Annotated in this window: 21 protein-coding genes and 3 pseudogenes; 5 read left to right on the forward strand and 19 right to left on the reverse strand. The window is 32.1% G+C overall.

Annotated elements, in window-relative coordinates; all coding sequences use genetic code 11:
• The 5 genes and pseudogenes from GXK57_RS13325 to GXK57_RS13345 all read right to left on the reverse strand — a co-directional run.
• A pseudogene (locus GXK57_RS13325) lies at positions 1-631 on the reverse strand (M14 family zinc carboxypeptidase); the annotation flags it as partial.
• A gap of 89 nt (positions 632-720) precedes the next feature.
• Positions 721-927 (reverse strand): annotated as a pseudogene (locus GXK57_RS13330) (IMP dehydrogenase); the annotation flags it as partial.
• A gap of 24 nt (positions 928-951) precedes the next feature.
• A complete protein-coding gene (locus tag GXK57_RS13335; protein WP_160677102.1) occupies positions 952-1596 on the reverse strand; it encodes an HAD family hydrolase in 645 nt (214 codons plus the stop codon).
• Between the two features lie 93 nt (positions 1597-1689).
• Positions 1690-2448 (reverse strand): glucose 1-dehydrogenase, encoded by a 759-nt coding sequence (locus GXK57_RS13340; RefSeq protein ID WP_160677105.1) that lies wholly within the window; start codon positions 2446-2448, stop codon positions 1690-1692.
• Positions 2449-2945: 497 nt separating this feature from the next.
• On the reverse strand, positions 2946-4211 hold the full coding sequence (locus tag GXK57_RS13345; protein WP_160677108.1) for a glycoside hydrolase family 27 protein: 1266 nt from the start codon (positions 4209-4211) through the stop codon (positions 2946-2948).
• A gap of 248 nt (positions 4212-4459) precedes the next feature.
• On the opposite strand from GXK57_RS13345, the gene GXK57_RS13350 reads away from it, so the two are divergent.
• Both GXK57_RS13350 and GXK57_RS13355 read left to right on the forward strand, forming a co-directional pair.
• Complete coding sequence (locus GXK57_RS13350; RefSeq protein WP_160677111.1) at positions 4460-5356, forward strand: AraC family transcriptional regulator; 897 nt, start codon at positions 4460-4462, stop codon at positions 5354-5356.
• 236 nt (positions 5357-5592) lie between these two features.
• The gene (locus tag GXK57_RS13355) at positions 5593-7203 is read left to right on the forward strand and encodes an alpha-amylase family glycosyl hydrolase (RefSeq protein WP_160677114.1); all 1611 of its coding nucleotides are present in this window, start codon (positions 5593-5595) and stop codon (positions 7201-7203) included.
• A 107-nt stretch (positions 7204-7310) separates the two neighbouring features.
• Here GXK57_RS13355 and GXK57_RS13360 read toward each other — a convergent pair whose 3' ends face one another.
• The 3 genes from GXK57_RS13360 to GXK57_RS13370 form a co-directional block, all read right to left on the reverse strand.
• Positions 7311-7907 (reverse strand): zinc dependent phospholipase C family protein, encoded by a 597-nt coding sequence (locus GXK57_RS13360; RefSeq protein ID WP_160677117.1) that lies wholly within the window; start codon positions 7905-7907, stop codon positions 7311-7313.
• 256 nt (positions 7908-8163) lie between these two features.
• Positions 8164-9342, reverse strand: coding sequence for a DUF2812 domain-containing protein (locus GXK57_RS13365; protein ID WP_160677120.1), 1179 nt, complete (start codon positions 9340-9342; stop codon positions 8164-8166).
• Entirely contained in the window at positions 9335-9667 is a 333-nt protein-coding gene (locus tag GXK57_RS13370; RefSeq protein ID WP_160677123.1) for a PadR family transcriptional regulator, read from the reverse strand. The genes GXK57_RS13365 and GXK57_RS13370 overlap by 8 nt, the downstream gene beginning before the upstream one ends.
• Positions 9668-10048: 381 nt before the next feature.
• Here GXK57_RS13370 and pcp point away from each other — a divergent pair, with 381 nt between their 5' ends.
• Positions 10049-10690: a pyroglutamyl-peptidase I gene (pcp, locus tag GXK57_RS13375; RefSeq protein ID WP_160677126.1), complete on the forward strand. Its 642-nt coding sequence runs from the start codon at positions 10049-10051 to the stop codon at positions 10688-10690.
• Between the two features lie 221 nt (positions 10691-10911).
• On the opposite strand, the gene GXK57_RS13380 is transcribed toward pcp, so the two are convergent.
• The 8 genes from GXK57_RS13380 to GXK57_RS13415 form a co-directional block, all read right to left on the reverse strand.
• Entirely contained in the window at positions 10912-11898 is a 987-nt protein-coding gene (locus GXK57_RS13380; protein ID WP_160677129.1) for a hypothetical protein, read from the reverse strand.
• Positions 11891-12904: a Gfo/Idh/MocA family oxidoreductase gene (locus GXK57_RS13385; protein ID WP_160677132.1), complete on the reverse strand. Its 1014-nt coding sequence runs from the start codon at positions 12902-12904 to the stop codon at positions 11891-11893. The genes GXK57_RS13380 and GXK57_RS13385 overlap by 8 nt, the downstream gene beginning before the upstream one ends.
• Before the next feature lie 9 nt (positions 12905-12913).
• Positions 12914-14080, reverse strand: coding sequence for a radical SAM protein (locus GXK57_RS13390; protein WP_160677135.1), 1167 nt, complete (start codon positions 14078-14080; stop codon positions 12914-12916).
• Positions 14081-14093: 13 nt separating this feature from the next.
• Positions 14094-15194: a UDP-glucuronosyltransferase gene (locus GXK57_RS13395; RefSeq protein WP_160677138.1), complete on the reverse strand. Its 1101-nt coding sequence runs from the start codon at positions 15192-15194 to the stop codon at positions 14094-14096.
• A 32-nt stretch (positions 15195-15226) separates the two neighbouring features.
• Complete coding sequence (locus tag GXK57_RS13400; protein ID WP_160677141.1) at positions 15227-16567, reverse strand: hypothetical protein; 1341 nt, start codon at positions 16565-16567, stop codon at positions 15227-15229.
• Positions 16564-16812: an acyl carrier protein gene (locus GXK57_RS13405; RefSeq protein WP_160677144.1), complete on the reverse strand. Its 249-nt coding sequence runs from the start codon at positions 16810-16812 to the stop codon at positions 16564-16566. Before GXK57_RS13405 ends, GXK57_RS13400 begins: the two co-directional genes overlap by 4 nt.
• A 246-nt stretch (positions 16813-17058) precedes the next feature.
• On the reverse strand, positions 17059-17793 hold the full coding sequence (gene chbG, locus GXK57_RS13410; protein ID WP_160677147.1) for a chitin disaccharide deacetylase: 735 nt from the start codon (positions 17791-17793) through the stop codon (positions 17059-17061).
• Between the two features lie 215 nt (positions 17794-18008).
• Positions 18009-18713: a PHP domain-containing protein gene (locus GXK57_RS13415; protein ID WP_160677150.1), complete on the reverse strand. Its 705-nt coding sequence runs from the start codon at positions 18711-18713 to the stop codon at positions 18009-18011.
• Positions 18714-19023: 310 nt separating this feature from the next.
• Here GXK57_RS13415 and GXK57_RS13420 point away from each other — a divergent pair, with 310 nt between their 5' ends.
• Together GXK57_RS13420 and GXK57_RS13425 are read left to right on the forward strand one after the other, a co-directional pair.
• Positions 19024-19551 carry a hypothetical protein gene (locus tag GXK57_RS13420; RefSeq protein WP_160677153.1) on the forward strand — a complete coding sequence of 176 codons (528 nt, stop codon included), beginning with the start codon at positions 19024-19026 and terminating at the stop codon, positions 19549-19551.
• A 326-nt stretch (positions 19552-19877) separates the two neighbouring features.
• Complete coding sequence (locus GXK57_RS13425; RefSeq protein WP_160677156.1) at positions 19878-20420, forward strand: hypothetical protein; 543 nt, start codon at positions 19878-19880, stop codon at positions 20418-20420.
• A 211-nt stretch (positions 20421-20631) separates the two neighbouring features.
• On the opposite strand, the gene GXK57_RS13430 is transcribed toward GXK57_RS13425, so the two are convergent.
• The 3 genes and pseudogenes from GXK57_RS13430 to GXK57_RS13440 all read right to left on the reverse strand — a co-directional run bounded on the left by GXK57_RS13430 (position 20632) and on the right by GXK57_RS13440 (position 23752).
• Complete coding sequence (locus GXK57_RS13430) at positions 20632-21465, reverse strand: alpha/beta hydrolase family protein (protein ID WP_160677159.1); 834 nt, start codon at positions 21463-21465, stop codon at positions 20632-20634.
• A gap of 71 nt (positions 21466-21536) precedes the next feature.
• Positions 21537-22077: pseudogene (locus GXK57_RS13435) on the reverse strand (family 1 glycosylhydrolase); the annotation flags it as partial.
• Between the two features lie 151 nt (positions 22078-22228).
• The gene (locus GXK57_RS13440; protein WP_160677162.1) at positions 22229-23752 is read right to left on the reverse strand and encodes a glycoside hydrolase family 43 protein; all 1524 of its coding nucleotides are present in this window, start codon (positions 23750-23752) and stop codon (positions 22229-22231) included.
• Positions 23753-23837: the final 85 nt, after the last annotated feature.

The raw sequence follows: 23837 nt of genomic DNA on the forward strand, positions 1-23837 counted from the left end.
CAGTCATTGTATCAGTAACCTTTTTATTTTTCAATATATTTAGGAAAGCATTTGTCACCTTTTGAGAATATGCTCTGTTAATGATATCTTGACTGCTATTTGGCCAAGGCAATTCTACTAAAGTAGCCTTTGCTCCTATAGACTGTGCCCAAGAAGAAAAATATCCTTGTCCATTTAATCCACCTTTATGGGAAAATCCAAATTCTCTATCAAAATATCCACCAATTTCACTATTTCCTATGGTTGTATTTTCCCAACCATGCATGTCCGCTACTATCATTTCATTGGACTGACTCTTAATACCGCTTACTAAACTTGATAGAGCTTTAGCTTCCGATGGTATTAAGCTAGTATTACCAGTCTTGTTCCTTGGATTAGTAAACACACTAAACCCATCTGGGAAGTCTCTATTTAAATCTATTCCTTCTTTTATAGTTGTTCTTCCTGGCCCGTCTTTTGTTATACCATCTATAACTCCATCTGGATTAGCACAAGGCACTATATATACAGACCAACCATCCAAACCTCCATTGGCTGCTGAGTAACCAGCTACATTAGAGATAAGATTTGCTGCTATCTTAACTAATTCTAGACCATCAGAGGCCCAAGCATCTTCGAAACCATGAATAGCAAATACTGCTACTAAAGCATTTTTGCCATTTCCTACTCTATATACATTAAGACTTCTTCCTTATACTCATGTTCCTTATCTGTGATTATAATATTATGATCTGAAACAGCTTGCATAATAGCCGAAGCAAACGGTATGTTTATTTCAATAGATGGCTTTTCATTTTTTTTTAATTTAACAATAGGTGTTTTTAGACTAATATTCATTGGGATACAATCTTTTTTAGTTAGATTTGGTATTAGTAGATATTCAGAAAATGTTCTTGATGGTTCTTTATAATAATAAGCCTTATTAATTCTCCCTTCCCCTCTTAATTGTTTCTAATCAGCAATATCTAATAAATCTGAAAATTTATCAATTATATAGTCAGGTGCGTATTCACTAAGTTCTTCAAGACTGTTATTACCATATGTCACTGCGCAGGTAGAACATGATGCACTTTTTCCCATTTGTATGTCGTATATAGTATCACCAACAACTAATACCTTAGAACTATCGGACCGTAATTCTTTAATTGCCAAGTTGACAATATCCGGTGAAGGTTTTTTATTCATTACATCTTGTTCTCCACCTATAAAAGAAACGAATGAACCAATTTTCAAATGCTCTAAAAGCAACCTTAAAGAGTCTCTTCCTTTGCTTGATGCTACTCCCAGCTTTATCCCTTTATCATATAAAGCCTTCAAAGTATCTTCAACTTTAGGAAAAAGTTCTACTGTTTCAAAAGAAATCTTATCATATCTCATACGATACTCTTTCATTGCATCTTCAAGTTCTTTACCTTCCAAACATGCAATATCATGAAATGTATTTTTTAGAGGAAGCCCTATACGTTTTTTTATTTCATCTTCGTTAGCTAGAGGAATATTAAAGTATTTCAAGGTTTCTTGAATTGTTACTATTATGCTATACCTAGTATCTGCAAGTGTTCCATCAAAATCTAAGATTATAGTTTCAAAATTCATCTTACACCTCCCTATAATATTACTATAATTATAAATTAATAAAGACCAATAAAACAAATAGTTTTACTGATCTTTATTACTTCATATAAGTCTTTAAGATGCTGTCCAACCACCATCAGCAGCAATAACTTGTCCGTTAATAAAACTTGAATCGTCAGAAGCTAAGAATAAAGCGACTTTTGCTACTTCTTCCGGTGCACCAAATCTTTTAATGGTACTCATGGATGTCCTGCAATTTGCTTCTCCACGTTTATCAATATTAGTCATTGTTTCACTAATATTAGTCATTATTGGTCCAGGAGCAATGGCATTGCAGCGTATTCCTTCTTTCGCATATTGGAACCCTGTACTTTTGGTTAAACCAACTACTGCATGCTTTGAAGCAGTATAAGCAGCTCCAGCTGCACCTCCATGGATACCTCCTACAGAAGCTATATTTATAATTACTCCCTTACCCTTTTCTAAGAAAATGGGGATTACTTTTCTGCTGCTTCTCATAACTGAAGTAGCATTAACTTCTATTAATCTATACCACAATTCGTCTGTGATATCTCCAACAGCAGCCATATTGTCCATAATACCTGCGTTATTCACCAATATATCCACTGTACCATAAGTTTCAACGGAAGTATCAATCAATTGTTGAATATCTTCTTCTACTGCTACATTAGTCAATAGTGCGATAGCAGTTCCACCCTTTCCTATAATCTCAGCAGCAGTTGCCTTTGCTCCTTCAAGATTAATATCTGATACTACTACCTTGGCTCCTTCTTGTGCATATAACATGGCAATGGCTTTTCCCATCCCTGAAGCCGCTCCCGTTACAATTGCAACTTTTCCATTAAGTTTCATCACTATTCCTCCTTCATAATCGCTTAATCTTCATAAATTCATAAGTATCTTAAAACTTTATTAACCTTTTGTATTTATTTGTTATTAATTACTATACATTCATCTTACCTCTAATATATAGCTACAACAACTGTACCTTAGGGAAGCAATAGCTGTACTTTAAGGCAGTAATAAAAAAAATAAAACCTTACTGAAGGTTTAGTTTATAATTAATACTCTAATCTATGTTTAATAGTATTGTTGAAATTAAGTGGTCATGAAGGAATCTTATTAAATTTGTTTTTTCTAGTCCTATGGCTATTTATTCTCTTAAACTTAAACTTAATCTTATTCAAATGTTGTCTGATTCCTTTATATTACAACCACTTACCTATTATAAAAAAAATCAGCCTGAGCCTACACTAACTGTATAAGCTCCGCTGATCTTATGTTAATATTTTAATGTTTATATTTTAACATCACTAAGGATTTCATTATAGGTTATAAACTACATTCGATTACTTAAGACTATAAAACTTAGCTCCATGAGATTTTATAATATTACTTATAGAGTCAGTGACAGTATCTAAGTCTTCATGCTCCCACAAATCTCTAAGTTTTACGCTTCCTTCAACACCTAAATCCTTTAAGTTTACCTCAATAACTTTGTCCTCTTCAGAGAGATTGAATAAACCTACATAAGTTTCTCCGTCTTTTCCCTTTGCAGTCCAAATAGCTTTAGCCTCGTCACGGTATAGTTCTTTATTGTCACTGGAGCTTTTTAATACCTCTAGAACTTCTTCGTTTGTTATGAGTTCTAAAGTCCATTGGTCATTATGAGTCATTTCTCCACCGAACATAAGTGGTGATCTAGCAAGGCACCATAAGGTCATCAATGTTCTTTGTTCTCTTCTTGTGAAGTTAGTCCACTTTCCTTTTCCTTCAAATTGGTGTTCTCTTAAGCATATATGCCCAAATGGAAGCATATCTGCATCTGGCCAATGTGAAGGTGCCATATGTTTGTTCCAGTTTCCTAATAAATCGAATTGCTTGTAAAGCTGTTCCCAGTTATCCCAGAAGTCTCCGGATATTCTCCACATATTTGCATGGTCTATAAGATGCTGAGCTTCTTCTAAAGGAGCTGGTCCTGGTGATAAGCTAAATACTACATCTCTTCCACAGTTATCTAAGGCATTCTTCAATAATTCCACTTCACCTTTTGCATAAGGGAAAGATAAATCATCAACCTTTATAAAATCTATGCCCCAATCAGCATACATATTTATTATAGAATTATAGTATTCTTGTGCACCTTCCTTTGTTGCATCAATCCCATACATATCAGTATTCCAAGGACATATAGAGTTTGTATCTGCTATATCTTGAGCAAATTTGTTAGTACCTAGAATAGGCGTATTTGCTTTTACAGCTTGCTTTGGGATTCCTCTAAGAATATGAATTCCAAACTTTAACCCCTTACTATGGATATACTCTCCTAAAGACTTAAAGCCTCTTCCGTCCTTAGCACTTGGGAATCTATTTACCGCTGGAATAAGCCTTCCATACTCGTCCATTTCTAGTGGTGCATAAGGATGATACTCTGTTGAATCTGCAGTAGGCTCATACCATTGTATATCAACAACTACATATTCCCAGCCATATTTCTTTAGATGCTTTTCCATGTAATCTGCATTTCCTATTACTTCTTCTTCTCTTACACTGGCACCATAACAATCCCAGCTGTTCCATCCCATTGGAGGTGTCAAGGCTAACTTTTTACCCATTTATACTCTCTCCTTTTTAGAGTTTTCAGCTTAAATATCCTTTTCATAAACTATACAATCACCAATCAATTTAGTTTATATAATTTAATGCTAAAAACTATTCATATATTGATTAAAGGTACAATATTGCTTAAAATATAGACAAGAAATCTAATAAAAAGAAATGGTATACATCTTGTCTTAACTTTATGTTATCATTGATATATTTAAGTAACAATTGTAATATAATGCTTTAGGAGGGTAAAATATTGCTACAGGATAATTCTACAAAATATCTAAATTCCTTTGGGCTTCACTTTCTAAATTCCCCTAAAAATGCTCCCTACCAACTAAAGTCAATTGGTTGGGAACTTAGACAATCTAAAAGCTATAGCTGGGATGGTATGAAAAGACAAGAAGACAATGAACACTGCATCTTCCAATACACCTTATCAGGCTGCGGAGAAATAAGAATAAAGGATAAGATATACTCGCTAAAAAAGGGAGACGCTTTCTTAGTAAAAATACCCGATGACCACCATTACTACTTGCCTGAAAGCAGTGAAAAATGGGAATTTATATACATACATTTATATGGAGAGGGCTCCATAAAGGAGTGTGACAGCTTGTTAAATTCTTACGGAAATATATTGAGATTTTCATCTAATTCCTCAGTTATAATTTATCTTTGGAAAATATATTGGGAAGCCGTAAACCAAAATATAAAGGACGGATATCAAACCTCTTCTTTTGCTTATAATTTTATAATGGAGCTTTATAGAAGCAAGCAGAACCTAGAAGATAATACAAGTAAGAAACATACTCAAAATATAGATACAGTGATAGGTTTTATTGAAGATAATTACTCGAAAGAACTCACTCTCGATCAACTATCAGAAGCTGCTCAGATGTCCAAGTTTCACTTTAACCGAACCTTCAATAACTTAATTGGAACTACGCCTTGGAATTACCTTACTAAAATCAGGCTAGAAAAAGCAGTAGAACTTATGCTAAGAGAAGATTCCTCCATAGACATAATAGCTAAAAAGGTTGGATTTTCAGGAGAAAATTATTTTAGCAAGGTTTTTCGCAAATACCTTGGTACTTCGCCAGGAAGATTTCGTGAAGAGCACTTCAAAGCTAGTAATTACTCACTTAAACTCTAGCCTGGTAATTAACTTTACGTTTTAATTTTGCCTTTGTTTAATAATACTGTTGAAATTAAGTGACTTTTTCAGTGTGATAAAATCATATTAATTCTTTGTACAAGCTCATTTAAGCATAGGATTACTGCCCACTTAATTTCAATACAGTACTTTAAAATAGCCCTAATTTTAATTGAAGAAATAGTTGCTATGAATTATAATAATTTTATATTCTGTAAATAAAAGGGGGAATGTAAATGGGACAACTAAAAAAATTGCGGCAACTACCTTGGATATTTGCTGCTGTCATTGTAATCGGTTTAGTAGTGATAGTATTTCTTCCAAGGACTACGAAAACCAAATATGACAGTAAGGCTAATGAGGCTCTTTTGAATAAGACTCATAAAAGCTTTACACCAGTGGCTTATTCATCAAATAAGAGCTATAAAGACAGGGTATTTTACGAAATATTTGTAGCCTCTTTCAATGATAGCAATGGCGACGGTGGTGGTGACCTGAAAGGGGTTGAACAAAAACTAGATTATTTACAAAGCTTAGGCGTATCTGGCATATGGCTTATGCCTGTGAACGAAAGTCCAAGCTACCATGGGTACGATGTTTCTGATTATTATGATGTGAGAAAAAAATATGGAAGTTTAGAGGATTTATATTCACTTATAAACGAAGCTCATAAAAGGGATATTGCTGTTGTTATGGATCTAGTAGTAAACCATACCAGTGATCAAAATCCATGGTTTGTTGAAGCTCTAAACAACCCAACCAGTAAATATAGAGACTATTATAGCTGGACTAAAGATCAAAGTAATCTTGAAAAGTTTTCAACTATAAATACCAGAGCTTGGCATGCTAAGAGCAAAGATAACATCTACTATGGAGTATTTGGAGATGATATGCCAGACTTAAACTTTGACAATACTGAAGTTAGAGATGAAGTAAAAAAAATCGCAAAGTACTATCTTGATATGGGTATTGATGGTTTCCGCTTAGATGCTGCAAAACATATCTATGACGGTGAACTGGACAAAAACCTTCAATGGTGGAAGGAATTTAGCAGCTATGTAAAATCCGTAAACAAAAATACTATTCTCGTTGGAGAGGTTTCTGATAAGACTGATGTTGTTTCCAACTATCTGACCTCACTTGATTCATGTTTTAATTTTGATTTAGGCACAGACATTTTAAATGCAGTAAAGGATAATAACTTTAAATATTTGGCTTCCTCATACTCCTCTATGCAAACGATTGCCCAATCTAAAAATAAGGATTATCTAGATAGTACCTTCTTAACCAACCATGATATGAACAGAGTAATGAGTACTTTGGGCTCAGTGGAAAAATGTAAAACAGCAGCTTCTATCCTATTTACTCTGCCAGGAACACCATATGTGTACTATGGAGAAGAGACTGGAATGACTGGAGTAAAGCCAGATGAAAGGATAAGAGAACCATTTATATGGGACGATAAAGACAAGAGTAAAAATACAAGTTGGACTACAGTAAGCAATGATAATAAAAAAATAGCAGTAAGACTAGAAGATAAGGATAAAAATTCACTTTTAAACTTCTATAGAACCTTTATAAAGCTTAGAAATGATAATCCTACTTTAAGATACGGAAACTTTGAACCAATCAATACAAGCAATCCAGATGTATTAGCATTTAATAGAAAATATAATTCTGAAACCCTAAGTGTATTTATAAATGGAAATAAAGCTGAACAATCAGTAAATATTTCAGATATTAAAGGCAAAGTATTATATTCTTCAGAAAATTTAAGTGGAGAACTTGATACAAATGGCACTTTAAAGCTAAAAAAATGTGAGATTCTTATAATAAAGAATAATTGATATAGCATCTCCTTCGTAACCACTTAATTTAAATAATGTTATTAAATTTAGCTAAAATCAAAAAAATCGCTAATGACTTATTCATTGGCGATTTTCTACTATAATTTCTAAACCAAAAACTCCCTAGAAATTAATAATTTATCCGTAAAATCTTCTTTTTCTGTATTTATACTAAAAGCTATAATGGAACAGCTAATCAGTTTCGAGGCCAATATGGCATATTTTATATCCTTCTTTACCGAATTCTTGGAGCTAAGATAACTGTCCTGAAGCTCCATTAAGCTTGTTATAGGATTGTGTATATATAGTTCATCTTGTCCAAAGATATTCAAGGAACCTAAAATTAACATGAATCTCAAATTTATATGCAGAAAAATTTCATATAGTAAGTGAGATACAAAGCTTTTATCCTTATATTCTTCTCTATGATATAAACAAAAATAGTCACATATGAAATGACACACCATACCTAAGGTTATCGAAAATTCTTCTTTACTCAAATTATCATTTAGTAGCCTATGGCAATAGTTTTTTACATCTTCAATGGTTTCTTCCATAGTATGATGCTGATTTGAAGCATTGCACTCAAAATCCGGTTTTACATTGCCGTACATAAATTTTCTTTTATTCAACTTAAAATTAAGCTTTTTAACACAGTGCCTATATATTATTCTAGAAAAAACTAAATGGGAGTTTATTATCATAATTAATCCCTCACACTAATTATTCTTTAATTAATATTAACTCCCATACTTTAAATCTGTGTTGCTGCTAAAGTTAAGTTTGTATGAAGCAATGTAAACTTTTGTTAGCTTAGAAATATGCCTCATATAGCATCTCCCTTATAGCCATTGAATATATCCTAAAGTATTTGTTGCCAAAAATCCATCTCTAAAACTTTAGATATCTTAAAAGTAAATCTATTATCAAAGTGCCCCGACTTTGGTATAAAAAGAGCTTTTAATAAGTTTTCTTAACTCTTAAATAATAGAAAACACTTCTAAATAAAAAGATACCATACACTGCTATGGCTAAGGTGAAAACTAAAAACATCAGTATATTTGTAGAATCAATTTGTTTTCTAACTACAAAGTTAACATATGAAGTTAAACCTAAAACTATAAGATACATTACTATAACTGGAGCATATAAAATCGAATAAGAAATTACAACCTTCCTTGCATGTTCTACTATATCTTCCTTATCGCTATACATAACAGGCTCAGTTTCATCTTCTGTATAGTCCATGGCCCATATACTCCAGTTGTAACTTCTTTCCTTGGAGGTAAAATATAGCTTCCAGCCTGCTTCTTTGTTGATCTCATAATACTCACTTGAAACATTCTTTTTAAAATCCACAACGTACTTTCTAGTAGTTTTACCTTCTTTAAGAAAATAAAATTTATTACCATTTTTACTTACCTTAAATAGTTTCAAGCCTTTTCTGCTCATTTCTTTTAGCCACAGCTCTAGCTTATCTGGAGAATAAAATCCTCCTAGCTTAACTTTAACCACTGCCTTAGGTATTTTTCCAAGATAGATCTCATCCTCTATATTTTTCTCACCAATAGAGCTAACTTCTGGTTCCAAGTCCTCTAGCTGAAGCATTCTTTTATTTGAAGAGTTTATTTTAATAAGACTATAGAGAGAAAATATCCATATACCTATATATATCAAGTAAATGTATAATTGGACTACTCCAAAGGAACTCTGCACTGGTAATCCTAAAAGCATTATAAAAACAACTCCAGGCATAGCTCCAAAAATTAATAATAACGTTAAAGCTAACAGTATCATCCTTGTATATCTAACTAATCTATCGTTCCTATCAATTATGCTGTTTCTGCTTGGCATTATTTCAATATTCTCCGGTTCATTGACCAACAAGCTCCACCTTTTAAAGCTAGTGACAACTTGCCATTTGTCTTTTAACAAACTCTTAGATATGCCTGTATTCTCATTTCTCTCATAGCTAAATCTATACATTAACTTTTTCTTATCAGCATTAATGAAATAAAAACATCTACTTTTGAAATTGATATGCTCCAACTTATATCCTCTTAAGCTCATATCAGTGAGCCAATCTTCTGTGTTTTTGATGTCATAACTCCATAAGGGTCTTAGTACCTTTTTATACATCAAATCTCCCACCTAGCCTTTTTGCATTATTATTCAATTCTTGTAATCTTTTAATCTCAAGTGTAATAAGTTTCCTACCTAAATCAGTGATTTCATATATAGTTTTTCTTTCTTCATTTGAGTAAACAACAACTATTCCATCCTTCTGCATCTTACTTAAGGTACCATAAACTGTACCAGAGCCTAGTATTATCCTTTTGTCTGTAAGCATTTCTACTTCTTTAATTATTCCATAGCCATGCTTGGGCTCATATAAAGATAACAATATATAAAAAGCAGTTTCTGTCATAGGCAGATATTTATTTAGAACTTTCTCTTTATCCATTTTTTCTCCTTAAAAGATTGGGTTGGATTTATACAATTATAAATGCGTCACTTTATACTTAACCTTTAGCTCCGTTAATATATGATTTTGTTATTGACCTTGCATATTTCCAACTATATCACGATGTGACATATCATAACTATACTATATCACGTCATGACATACTCATCAAGAAATTTATTCCATATATAGCAATTTATCCATTGCAAGAGTTACGTCTAGTTAAGTATCTTGATGCTTAGATCCAAATAAAAGCCTAACTTAACTTACAAATCCCCTTCATTAATACTTCTTTCACAGTAAATATTGGTATGAAATATACCTAAAAAATGCTATTATAAAATTAATTTAACATTATAAAAGATTTAGGAGGTTTTGAATTTGAAGGTTTTAATAACTGGTTTCACTCCTTTTGGAGGAGAAGCAATAAACCCCTCTTTTGAAGCAGTAAAAGGTTTGGAACATATTATAGCTGCTGCTGAAGTAACTAAACTTGAAGTACCTACAGTGTTTCATGAATCAATAAAACTTTTAGATGAGGCTATTGAGAGTAATAAACCAGATGTGGTTATTTGTGTAGGACAAGCTGGTGGTAGATTTGATATAACAATAGAAAGAGTTGCCATCAATGTAGATGATGCAAGAATTGCTGACAATAAAGGCAATCAGCCTATAGATGAGCCTATATTTAAGGATGGTGCTTCTGCTTATTTTTCCAATCTTCCTATTAAAGCAATGGTGGAAGAAATAAAGCTTTCAGGCATCCCAGCTTCAGTATCAAACTCCGCTGGAACCTTTGTATGTAATCACTTAATGTATGGTTTGCTTTATCTTATAGAAAAAAAGTATCCTACTGTAAAAGGAACCTTTATCCACGTCCCCTTCATACCTCAGCAAACAATAGGTAAATATAATGCTCCATCCATGGATCTGCCTTTAATAACAAGAGCTCTTAGCCTAGCTATTAAGGCAGCAGTTGAAAATGATAAAGATATAAAAACTGCTATGGGAACTATATGTTAAAAGCTAAAAATAAGGCTATGTTAAAGTACTATGTTGAAATTAAGTGGTCAGCCATCCGATGCTTTAATGCGCTTGCGCAAAGAATTAATATAGCCTCTCCTTCATAACCACTCAATTTAAACAATATTATTAAATACAGCCAAAAATAATATAAGGTGCAGATAATTATAATAACTTATCTGTACCTTATATATAAACATTCTAATATTAGCTATAGCCAATTAAAAATATTTTAACAAAGTAGCCCCACAATTGACCCCCATAAAATCTGAACCTATGGCAAGTAAAACAATTTCATCACCTATCTTAAATCTATTATTTTCTGTAAAGTCTTTAAAGTTTCTTATGATATCTACATCACCTACATGTCCTCCGATATAGTTCCTATAAAAACTTTCTTTTTCCATCTTATACATCTTATAATAGGTATCGAAGAAATTCTCAGCAATATTTTGAATTATGATTTTATTTGCATTTTTTAATATTTCCTCATTCTCTCCTATTAATTTTGAAAATACTCTCCTAATTGCTTCAAAGGTACCAAGTTTATTTTTTAAGTAATTATAATAAGGGTCATCAGCTTCTTTGTTTTTCTCAAAATTAAAAGCTGCTACACTCATACGACCATTTGAAGTAGAGCTTGTCTTCATTATATTAAACCCTTTATTTTTTATATCATCTCCAACTACCATTATTCCAGCACCATCACCTAATATGGTAAAATCGATATACCTCTCTTCATTCTCATCTAAGAAGTATGGAGAAATTATCAGAGACAATTCTCCTTCTATGGAATTTAAAGCACTTGCCATTCTTATTGCCTGAATTGTACTTGAACAATCTTGATTGATTACAACAACTGTTGCCTCTGTAAGTTTAAACTTTTCTTGAAGATAGTGTGGTACACTAACATTGCCACCATAGTTATATTCTTCGTAGCTGGTATAAAATATATTTTTAATTTTTTCTTTACTAAAATCTTTACTCTGGAACATCTTATCCATCAGCTTAGATAAAACATCTATTATATCTTTCTTATCACCAACAGCAATATGCTGCAAACCTGTAGCTTTAACATATTTTTTAATACTATTCTCTAAATTATCATTATCGATTGCCTTCTTGAACTGCTCTGATTTATAAAGTATCTCTTCCGCTGGAACCAGCTTATCAGGGATATAATAATCCGAATACAATATTTTAGCCATTATACACCTCTTGCTTGCTTTCTTTAACTTTATTCTTTGCTGAATTATATATGCTTTCCATAAGCACTATTCTTTCATAAGCTTCTTGTATAGGTATATTTTTTCTTCTACCTTCAAATACATTGACTAAAAAATCAAGTTGATTTATATAGTAGTTAGAAGCTTCAAATTGAACTCTTTCACTACTTTCCGTTTCTTTTTCTTCTATTACAAGATTTATTTTAAACTTTCCAAGACATGCTCTAAAAAAATCTTTTACAACAATCTTTGCTTTCTCAAACTCTAAATGCTGTTCTACTTTATAGGGAAGCTCAAAAGATGCCAAAAGCTCTGTCTCAAATCCATCTTCGTACTCCATATGAGCAGAGAAAGTAGAATCAATACCATTAGGACCACTAAAGCTAGAATGTCCTATATAGTACTTAGGATTTATACCAACTACCTCCTGTAAAAATTGTAGCCAGTAGCAGCTTAAATCATAGAAAGCCCCTCCCCCTCTTTCTGGGAAGTTCCTATAGCTATTTTTATTATTACCCTTTGGTACAATACATGTATAGGTAGTTATTTTTTTTAGTCTTCCATAGCTTTCAGACAAAATAATATTTTTTATAGCTTGCTGCCATTGATGATGCTTTGTCATAACGCCTTCTACAAGCTGTACATCTCTTTTTGATAACTCAAATATTATTTCATCAAAATCAGCTTTATTTAAACAAATAGGCTTTTCAACTAATATATTCTTTCCAGCTCTAATAGACCTTATTATCCATTCCTTATGAAGGTCATTTGGAAGTGCTATATATACACAATTTATATCCTTGCACTGAAGCAAATCCTCATAGGTATCAAATGCAACTTTTATCCCATATTCTTCTGCATATCTTTTAGCATTTTCAGCTTTTCTGCTTGCAATGCCATAAAGTTCTAATCCTGATACTTCCTTTGAAGGTTTTATTATGGCTCTAGGTACAATACTAGAGCAACCTATAATTCCAAGCTTTATCATAGTAGCCTCCTAGTTTCCATGAAGATGCAGTAGATTACATTTAGAACAAACAGGGGTGAGCCTTTTACTTATTAGTTCTCTAACCTTATTGTATTCTTCACTATGCCATATATCATAAACGCTTGAATTATTTAAATTTCCTATAGTAAATTCAGAAAAGAATTTACAGGAAGATACTGCGCCATCTGGATAAATGTCCATTCTAGTAGATACTGCAAGACAACTTTTTTTCTGTAAATCCTCTACTTCTTCACCAAGTATGAAAGTTTGTACATCCTTAATATCTAAATCTGGTTGAAATCTTACCCTTATATTCCATACCTTATTATTTATCTTTTCTATCTGCTGTTTAAGTATATCTAGCTTCTCAGGTGAAACCTTGTAGGTAAAAGAATGCCAGCTTTTTTCTTTATTACTTTGTTCTATCCACGAAAAGTTTTCATCAAAATAGCTGTCCATATTACAAGCTGTATCCTCTGCTATATACCAAGGATAGCAAAGCATCAACATATCAACACCCATTTCTTCAAAGAATTCCACCAATTCAAATAGCCTAGGTATAACGCTATCGTTGATTACCGTATGAATAGAGATTTTCCCCTTATATATGCACTTTTTCTTCAAATCTAATAAGAGCTTTAAACTTTCTATTACCTTATTAAAATTACCCTTCCCTCTTATTAAATCATTATTCTCTTCAAAGCCTTCTATCGGAATCAAAAGCTCTAGATTGTCTGATATCTTAATTATTGACTCAAGCCTTTCAGGTATTAATAGTCCATTGGTACACATAGCAACCTCTCTAGAATCAGCTTCTAAAAGCTCTGCTAATTCATTAAAGTGCTTGTACAAAAGAGGTTCTCCTCCCCACAAATACAGTCTTGACTTAACCTTCTTAGTATCCTCTAAAACTTTTTTAAATATATCTAAAGAAAGATCACTTTTCTGTTTTATCTCATCCATATTCCTATGAAAGCCCTTCTCATTCCACTCATAGCAATGCTTACATCTTAAATTGCACCTATTAGTAAGCTTTACACCTATAACCTCCGGCAATTCTGTTGCATAACATGGATTATCCTTTCTATTTCTTAATGGATCTGATATATTTTTTAGCGTCCTTCGTAGGGTTTCCAAGGATTTTTCATCATAATGGACTTTTGTTTTTGGTTGCATTATTTTCCCTCCTTTAACCTCTCCTTTTTATATATTCTGTAATGTAGTCCTTATTTGAAAGTCTCTGAAGTGCTAGCTTTACATGAAGTTTCCTTAATACTTCCAAGTCAAAATCAGTTTTCTTCCAATTCTCATAGCTAATTCCAAAGCCCAGTTCTTCCCACAACTCCATATTTTTCTTTTCATGATCGCCAAAGGGCTCTAAAAGTATTATAGGAGTACATGCATTTAAAGAATCTATAAGGGTTCCTCCACCTGGCTTACTTATCATAGCCTTACATTTTCTTACTAAATCAAAAGAAGGATGGTATTGTTCCTTAGTAAGAAACATCGTTTCTTCATTAGCTTTAAGTTGCCCAAATGGAGGGAATACAGCTTTCCTACCTTCCTCCCCCCAGGCAGTCCATTTAGGATCCATCATAAAGTATCTATTACCAAATCCACTATAATCAGCTTCATCTTCTCTGTAAGCAATAATATCTAATTGAAAATCCTTTTCTTTAAGTTCAGGAATCTTATCTCTATAATTACCCATTCCCCAACCGCCACCATGAAGCATAAGTCTATTCTCTCTATCATCGAAAGTAACAATGTCATTATTTTCAATGCCTATGTTGTACTGTATTCTCTTCTCATCATAGTTAAATAAAAACATCTCACAATAATCTTTTGAATAATTTGAAATATACTTCTTTAAAGACTTCCAAGATGGAGATGGCTCACAGTCTATATAGATAATTTGAGCATTTATTAGTGTAGAAGGATTTCTTCTCTTATACTCTTCTAATAAGAATATCCAATGCCCTGATAAAACTATAAAATCATCGATACCTTTTTCTTTCCATGAGTTCAACAGTTTGTCCACCTTTTCCATATCTAAGCTTTTTCTTATATCCCATGGCATCCTTTGGGCTAACAGTGCAGCCTTAAAGTTTTCATGATATGCAGCTTTACTGGATAATATATTATCTCTTTTCTCTTTAACCACATAGTTTTCAAAAACTAAAACTTCCGACTCAACATCCTTACTATTAAAACCATAATTCATTAATAATCCTGGAACATAAAATCCTAGTCCAAAACCTGAACATAATATCATAACTTTCTTATTCATACTCTCACCTTCTCATTCTAAAAATAACTGAATCAATTGTTACTACTATTTATTCCAACTTCTTTTAATGAATCAATAAGCTTTCCTCTTAATACTTCCGACATACTTATATCTTTGAAGAACGTAGAAAAATATAACCTTCCTTTATAGGTACTCAAAGCTCTATCAGCATCAAGATTTCTATTTATGAATACTGTGTTACTACTTAAAGGCATTACACCGCTATCTGAGTAAGATCTAAAAAGTATATTCTTTCTTGAAAGCGCCTCAAGAATATCTGAATATTCAGTCTTTTTATTAAAGGATACGTTTATAGATGTAAATCCACAACCTAACCCTATTTTTTGAGCATATAAATCCACATTATGCTTAATAAGACTCATTGATCTTCTAGCATTTATTTCAACAATGGGACATATAGTTTGGTCCTTAAGTACCATGGAGTCTATACATACATCACCATAATATCCATCCTTATATAACTCTTCTGCCACCCTTGCCATTACCTGAAAATAACCTCTTTTATCAATAAAATCAACAAACTCCTTATCAGGAGTATAGGAACCAAGGTATGCTAGTCCTGTATTTCTTACTTCCTGAATAGATAATATTTCAAAGTCTCCATCTTTATAGATTTTGAATTGGCAAGAGAAATCCTTGATTTTATCTAGTAAAGGCTCAACAATAAGCTCTACCTTCTTTCCTTTCTTTTCTTGAACTTCTATATAAGAAACAATTCTCTTCAACATTCCTTCACTGGTAATGATTTGGTTTCCTTTTCCTGATACTCCGAAGGAATCTTTTATTATTATGCTGCCTTTATTTAGATATTTTTTTCCCTCCTCATAAAGCTCTACTGAGGAGTATACTAACTTAATTTCATTATTTGTAGCCAATTTAAGATTTAGATTAGAAGAATATATTTTAGAATTTACCTTTTTAACAACCTCTATTTTAGGATAATCAACCGATTTTCCATATAGCTCGCTTACTCTATAAGCTTCAGGAATTATTGCAAATGTTTCGAGATTTGTATTTGTAGAAAAGATTTTATTTATTTCTGTTCCATGATTATCTATAAGCAACTGACATATATTTTTATCTAACTGCTCTTTAGATATATCCTCACTAAGATTAAAGTCATTACATTGAAATTTAATTCCTAATTCTCTTAAATAACTTATATGATTAGAGTCCATCTTATATCTTGTTAAAACGGTGTCTTCTGAATCACATAGTATAAAAAGCAGTTCATCCATTGCCCTTACTATATTATCTGCTTTGCGATCTGGTATTTGTGGAAGCTTCGCTAACTTCGAATCTCTCCAATACTTTTCTGCATTGAACTCTCCATAGTAAATGCACTTACTCATCTAACTCCACCCTTCTGTAGGCATATATATTTACCAAAACTATCTAAGTTTTTTAAGCAATTCATATCAAACTCGTCAAAATCTATTTGTATATCAAACTCATCTTCAACTTGCAGGATAATGTTTATAAGCTGTAAAGAATCTATATCCAGATCATTTAGCAGATCATTAGATGCAAAAATTCTTTCTTTTAAAAGGTTGTCCTCTTTAATTTCACATATTATATTTGCAATTTTCTCATTCATAAGTATCTTCCTCCATATCAAATAAACATTTCTTATTTATATTTGTTATCATATTACTTAATATATCACAACAAGATTTTATGTCAATATATGGAAATTACTTTTTTATAGTAAAAAAATAAGATAAAGAAACAAAATCATACCGTTTTCTTTACCTTCTTTTAACAAATTGTAAATTTTATACTTTATAATATGACACTTTTTATAATTTATAAATGTCAACCTAACTGTAACATTATCTAACAATTATATATCTGTAAAGTCAATAAGCTTTATATTATTTCTTTCTATATATTTTATTAAGCTCTCACTCTTTAACACTGCTAGTTCGTTTGCTCTCTGTATGTTATAACTGCTTAAAGTAAGTAAGTCTTTATCAACATAAGCAGGATGTGTCATTAACTCCATCTCTGTAAGATATTTATTTTTATCTAATATACTTATCAGTTCTTCTTCATTTGCACTCTTATTATAAAAGCTACTATTGAAATTATGAGAATGTATTACTCCCATTGAATCCATATATTTTTCTGCTTCTTCTGTAAGTCCTCTCATAGGAACCCCAAGCTCTTTCGCAAGCTCCACCGCTATAGCTAAACCTTTTTTAGTAGCTCCATGATGAAAATCTATATGAGTTGGCTTAAGGCCTGTGTTCAAGAACTTATCAATTTGTGCTTTATATTCTTTTCTTATTTCCTCTTCGTCACCGTTCTCTATTCTATTGAAATCTTTTTCAAAATCACCCTTTTCATTTACTATGGTCTTTAAACCTTTACTTATAGGTCTTCCAGCAGTTAAAACTAAATGTAATCCTACCTTCAACCACTTATGTTCCTTCATAAGCTGTACACCATGTTCAAAGCCTGGCCCATTTACCATCATAGAGGTAGATGTGACAATCCCCTCTCTAAAAGCTTCTAAAACTCCCAAATTTACTCCTCTAGTGAAGCCAAAATCATCTGCATTTACTACTAGTTTCATCCCAAAAACCCCTTTAACTTATTATTATGCCTATAGAAGCATCTATTTATAAGTATAATCTTACAATATATTCCATTCAATATAACTTGCTAAATTATTTTAATTTTCAGTTTTTATACAAAAATGTACCACTTCGATTCAAAATCAATTTTAAAAACTACTCTAGTTTCCTATAGGAGAATTTAAGATTTTACTACGAAGTGATACATATATAATTAATTATAGGATGATATATTTTGTAACTTTGAAAGAAATATTTTTATCTCTTCCTCACTTAGAGATACTTGACCTATGTCTCCATGCCTTGTATCAATTCTTTTATCCGTATGAAAGTCTGAGCCAGCTGTGTAAAACCAGCCTTTTTCCTCAGCTATCTTCTTATACTTTTCCGTATCTTCTTCTGTGTTTCTAGAGTAAATCGCTTCTATTCCATCAAAATCTAACTTTAGTATATCATCTATTATTTCCTGGCGTACTTTTACTGGATGAGCTAGTACTACACAACCTCCAAAATATCTCAGAATATCAATTCCAGTTTTAGTATCAACCCTATCCTTTACACTATCTTTACCTATGTTTATATGAGAGCCCATAAGTAATTTTAGAGCTTCTATCTGATGTTTTCTTACATGTCTTAGGGCCTTTTGAAATAGAACATTCTTATAAGCCTCATTATCAAAATAGCTTAAGACATGAACTTTTCTACCTTTGTATCTTGTTGATAACTCTACTCCAGCTAAAACCTTAACCCCAAGAATCTCACCGATTTTTTGTGCTTCTTCAATACTTTCTGTAGAATTATGATCTGTTATAGCAATTATGTCTAAACCTTTTTCTTTTGCCATAATTACAAGTTCGTAGGGTTTACAATCTCCATCAGACGCAATACTGTGCATGTGGAAGTCACCTTTAGTATACATTTCTCTCTTCCTCGCAAATTAATCCTTATATATAATATCCAACAACTTATTATTAGTTACCAATAAAACTCTCCATAAACATTACTTTTACTTCTATATAAGTAAACTTAGATGTTAATATCTATTGATAATTGAAGCGCAATGGATATACCACTATTTAGTATAATGTGAATGTTCTTACATGGCACACAAAGCCTTTGACATAGGAATATATTGAATTATATAATTATTTAATAATAAGTATTAAGGGTATACTACTTCTATAAAAATTTAGAAGCTATATACCTATAGGTGAATTTATGGAGGAAATATGAGAGATTATTCTAGCAGACTTACATCAATAGCCATTATAACCGCATTACTGATAGTAGGTGGAGGTTTTATATATACCGCTAGTTATATACTAGGCAGTTCTCAGATACTTGAAATAACATTAATTTCTTTATATTTTAGTACACTTTTATATTTGCTACTTGTAAGATGCCCTCATGTAGGAACTACAAGTGTGATTTCCCTAATACTTGGAGTAATTTTATCAGTTTTCAATACTGACTTACTACTTATTATGACCATGACAGGTGTAGTATTTGACATAGTAAATTATATTATATTCAGGGGATATGGACCTGGAAGAATGCTTATAATAACTGTTGCCTTTTATCCTTTACTGACTGTAATAGTTGCATTTTTATTATCTAAGTCAGCAGCTCATTTCATAAATAATAATTCACTATTTTTTTCTATAGGTTCCTTTGCAATTGGAATCTTAGGTGGATTTTTTGGTTCTTACTTAGATAGTAAGTATATACATGTAGATAAACTAGAGAAAGTTATATAGTATACAACTTCATTGGATTTAATAACCGCAGATGACGTACAGTAATTTACGTTATCTGCGGTTTTCTTAATTTATAGTAACAATAAATATACAGCTTTTATATAAAAGCTGTATATTTAATATAAAGTAAAACATGTGCCTCTGTAATCCTAAATCTATTTTCAAGGTCAATATATGTACCTAGATGAGCTTTTAAAAATATAAATTCTATTACTAATTTATACCTCTATAAAATTAAAATAAAGGCTTTGACATAATACTCAAGTTTCTATATGATATAATACATAACACTATTAAATAATAATTATTATCATTTAGGAGGAAGCATGAAGATTTATGCCGCTAGACTTACATTAATTGCAGTAACGGTAGCATTATTAATAGTAGGTGGAGGTTTCATATATGCCACTAGCTATTTACTAGGTAACTCCCAAGTATTAAAAATAATACTTATGTCTCTTTACTTTACTATACTTCTATATCTACTACTATTGAGATCTCCAAAGCTTGGTACCTTAACCATGCTGTCTGTTGTGCTTGGCGTGATCTTATCTGTTTTTAGCCCTATTATGACCCTAGCTATAGTTTTTACAGGAATACTATCAGATTTATCAAGCTATTTAATATTTAAGGGGTATGGCTCCGGAAAGAAATTAATTGTAAGCGTAGCTTTCTACCCTTTATTTTCATTAATAACCTCACTATTCTTTGTTTCTAGATTTACAGCAAAATTACCAAGTGACAAACTATCTATACTTTACATTGCTGGAGGCCTTGGAGCTTTTATACTAGGAGTTATTGGTGGTTATCTAGGTCAATATCTTGACAAAAAATATATTCATGTGAGTAAACTTGAAGATGTAATGTAATAAATCTCTGCTTCAAAACAATTAATTATAAATTCTTATAAAAATCCCTACTTAAAAGGCATTTTATTAACCTTATTTAAGTAGGGCTTAATTTTGATGGAAAGCATATATAAATTTTGTAACTTCGTAATTATAATAGTAGTTATACTATGTAATATCTTTATTATAATATAACTACTACTTGTAATAAACTAATGCTAATAAAGGTTTTCTAAATCCCTATATTTCCACTATTAATACCTGCTCCATTATTTTCTAAAGGTAGCCACTCTAAGACTCTAGCAATGTATCTATTCCAAAAATCCCAGTCATGCCCTCCAGAACCTATTTCAAAAGTAACTTTAATGCCTACCCCTTCCAAATGATTCTTAAATTCTACATTGGCTTCGAGTAGAGAATCTTTATCTCCACAAGCCATAAAAATTTTAGGTATATCTTTATTTTCTCCTACTAATTTTTCTGCAAGCCATTTTGGATTCTTATCACTTTCTGCTACTTTAGAAAGATCCCCAAAGCAAGATTCGGAAAAACTTCGGCTTTCTAAGAAAAATCTTACATCATTGGTTCTTTTATCAATGTTATCAGTTATTAAAGCTGAGGATAGTCCTGCTATATATCCAAAGGTATCATTATACTTCAACCCATTTCTAATAGCTCCATATCCCCCCATTGAAAGACCTGCTATATAAGTATCTTCTCTCTTATGGGATAAATGGAACATCTTTCTTGTAATCTCCACCATTTCCTTTCCAATAAACTCTCCATAGTTATTTTGAGCTTCTACATTATCAACATAAAAAGAATTATCACCAGATGGCATTACCACTACAAGATCATTTTTCTCCGCCCATCTTTGAATATTAGTTCCTGATACCCAATCAGTGTAGTTACCAAATACTCCATGAAGAAGATATAGTGTCTTATACGGTTTATCCTCTCTTACAGGTCTCCCCGGAAATGTCAGTTTATCTACTGGTAATATTACATTCATAGTAACATTTCTAAATAATGCTTTTGACATAAAATTTACTTGAATAAGTGCCATATCAAAACTCCTTACTTACGTTGCTTAAAATTATTATATTTACTTTAAAAAGCCTTAGCCAACATTACTTATTAATTATTTTTCTTGATTCTAAAGTTTTTTCCATTGCTCTCAATAACATTTTTATACCAGTAAAAACTCTTCTTCTTTGAACGCTTTAAGGTACCATTAGCTTCGTTGTCTTCGTCTACATATATAAAGCCATATCTTTTTTTCATCTCTCCAGTAGATGCACTAATTAGATCTATACACCCCCAAGGAGTATAACCCATAAGCTCCACTCCATCATCGTTAACTGCATCTATCATAGCTTTTACATGCTCCCTTAGATATTCTATACGATAATCATCTTCTACATAACCATTTTCGTCTGAAGTATCCACATCTCCTAATCCATTTTCTACCATAAATATTATTTCTTTCAAAAAACTTCTTTGCGTAATTTGGATATTGACCTCTAGATTGAACATCTATAAAGAAGTAGTTTTCCCTGTCCTTTTCCATGGACCTCCACACATCTTCAGGTCCACAGGTATTAGCATAGGTATTCCCAGCTGCTAGCATACACCCTATCTTAAACTCTGGATTTATTTCATGAGCTATCTTTGTTGCCTTAACGCTGATTTGCAGCAGTAGCTCCTCCCCATAAAAATCCTTCTGGTAATCCCTTATTCACAGCTTTTCTTCCTATACAACCTATTTTTTCATATTCTGTGTTATATTTTCTCCAATGAAGCCTTTTAACCCTTAATTTGACTTACACCTAAATATATTTATTTTCTATTGCTAAGTAATCAAAATATGCTTTTTTGTCCATATCTCTACCATTTCCACTAGCATACATGCCTATAAAGGTTCCTGTGAAAGCCGAATTAGCTCCCTCTATGGATAAATGCTTCACCCTTGTGCTACCAACTAATTTCATATTCTCTCTGTCTATTCCACAATAGAAGTGATATTCTCTTTTGTCCCCTTTAATGCAGAGGTAGACTTCTCCTGCTTCCTCCTCTAACTTAACTGGCTCAGTTTCTAGCTTTATGTCAGCCACATTTTTACGGAGAATTATAGCTTTTTCTCCATTTCTAACTGTAACAACTAGTTCCATATGATGCTCGTTATCCAAATAAACCACTAGACCAGCTTCCTCATTTGGCGCTGTTGGCTTAAAATCAATTTTGGTCTCTGCAACAAAATCATATTCTTCTTGTCGTATTCCTATAAAAGCAACTGCTTCTAAGTCATTTAAGGTGTATTTGTCCCCTTTTAGACAAAGCCAGCCTTTTCTTTCTTTGAGAGAATATTTATCATTTATAAACTCTCTCATAATACTATAGTTTGGAGATAATGAAGCAGCTTCAAAATCATCCTTTAAGTAATTATCGGTTTCAGAAACTCCCCCATTTAATTCTTCTACTTCAACCTCAGATAATGCACATCTATCCTTTACCATTGGCCATCCGTCTTCTGTCCATATAACTGGCATCAAAATAGTTTCTCTCCCAAGAACGTGTTTATGTTTTACTGGCCTTGTAGCTAAAGCAACCATCCACCAATTACCATTACTATCCTCAATTAAATCTCCATGCCCTACAGATTGAAGTGCTTCACGCCCATAATCACGATTAGATAAAATAGGATTATACGGACATGGTTCAAAAGGCCCCCATAAGGAATCACTTTTCATAATGGTAACCATATGCCCTTCCCTAGTTCCACCTTCTGCAACCATAAGATAATATGTATTATTTATCTTATACATATGAGGTCCTTCTACATCTCTTCCTCCGCAACCTATGCTAATAATCCTACATTCTCCAATAATTTGTCCAGTTACAATGTCAATCTCAAACTGTTCAATGACATTAAAGCCTTCATTATCCCTTGTTGCAAGCTGCATATAGGTTCTTCCATCTTCCCAGTACAAGGATGGATCAATCCCCATTCTATTAATCCAAATAGGATCTGACCACTGTCCAAAAGGATTCTTTGTAGTTACTATAAAGTTTCCCTTTGCTATGTTTGTAGTAATCATATAGAAGGTTCCTTCATTATAACGGATAGTTGGTGCAAAAATACCACCTGAGCATCTAGAATTCTTCAAATCTATTTGAGATGGTCTAGTCAAACAATGCCCAATCTGATTCCAATTTATTAAATCCATACTATAAAATAATGGCACTCCTGGTAAGTATTCAAAGCTTGAAGTTACTAAGAAATAACCTTCTTCAGCTTTACATATTGATGGATCTGGATGAAAGCCTCTAATAATCGGATTCTTATATTTCAAAGAAAACATCCCCTTTAGAAAAATTAATGGCTGCATATAAACTAGTCCTAAAAGCAGCCACTTATCAATTACTATTTTTTTGTCA

Source organism: Clostridium sp. C8-1-8 (assembly GCF_009928445.1).
GTDB lineage: Bacteria > Bacillota > Clostridia > Clostridiales > Clostridiaceae > Clostridium_AR.

Coding starts and splice junctions, on each gene's coding strand:
- GXK57_RS13335 (WP_160677102.1), bottom strand. CDS start 1,596: ATGAATTTTGAAACTATAATCTTAGATTTTGATGGAACACTTGCAGAT.
- GXK57_RS13340 (WP_160677105.1), bottom strand. CDS start 2,448: ATGAAACTTAATGGAAAAGTTGCAATTGTAACGGGAGCGGCTTCAGGG.
- GXK57_RS13345 (WP_160677108.1), bottom strand. CDS start 4,211: ATGGGTAAAAAGTTAGCCTTGACACCTCCAATGGGATGGAACAGCTGG.
- GXK57_RS13355 (WP_160677114.1), top strand. CDS start 5,593: ATGGGACAACTAAAAAAATTGCGGCAACTACCTTGGATATTTGCTGCT.
- GXK57_RS13360 (WP_160677117.1), bottom strand. CDS start 7,907: ATGATAATAAACTCCCATTTAGTTTTTTCTAGAATAATATATAGGCAC.
- GXK57_RS13365 (WP_160677120.1), bottom strand. CDS start 9,342: ATGTATAAAAAGGTACTAAGACCCTTATGGAGTTATGACATCAAAAAC.
- GXK57_RS13370 (WP_160677123.1), bottom strand. CDS start 9,667: ATGGATAAAGAGAAAGTTCTAAATAAATATCTGCCTATGACAGAAACT.
- GXK57_RS13380 (WP_160677129.1), bottom strand. CDS start 11,898: ATGGCTAAAATATTGTATTCGGATTATTATATCCCTGATAAGCTGGTT.
- GXK57_RS13385 (WP_160677132.1), bottom strand. CDS start 12,904: ATGATAAAGCTTGGAATTATAGGTTGCTCTAGTATTGTACCTAGAGCC.
- GXK57_RS13390 (WP_160677135.1), bottom strand. CDS start 14,080: ATGCAACCAAAAACAAAAGTCCATTATGATGAAAAATCCTTGGAAACC.
- GXK57_RS13395 (WP_160677138.1), bottom strand. CDS start 15,194: ATGAATAAGAAAGTTATGATATTATGTTCAGGTTTTGGACTAGGATTT.
- GXK57_RS13400 (WP_160677141.1), bottom strand. CDS start 16,567: ATGAGTAAGTGCATTTACTATGGAGAGTTCAATGCAGAAAAGTATTGG.
- GXK57_RS13405 (WP_160677144.1), bottom strand. CDS start 16,812: ATGAATGAGAAAATTGCAAATATAATATGTGAAATTAAAGAGGACAAC.
- chbG (WP_160677147.1), bottom strand. CDS start 17,793: ATGAAACTAGTAGTAAATGCAGATGATTTTGGCTTCACTAGAGGAGTA.
- GXK57_RS13415 (WP_160677150.1), bottom strand. CDS start 18,713: ATGTATACTAAAGGTGACTTCCACATGCACAGTATTGCGTCTGATGGA.
- GXK57_RS13420 (WP_160677153.1), top strand. CDS start 19,024: ATGAGAGATTATTCTAGCAGACTTACATCAATAGCCATTATAACCGCA.
- GXK57_RS13425 (WP_160677156.1), top strand. CDS start 19,878: ATGAAGATTTATGCCGCTAGACTTACATTAATTGCAGTAACGGTAGCA.
- GXK57_RS13430 (WP_160677159.1), bottom strand. CDS start 21,465: ATGGCACTTATTCAAGTAAATTTTATGTCAAAAGCATTATTTAGAAAT.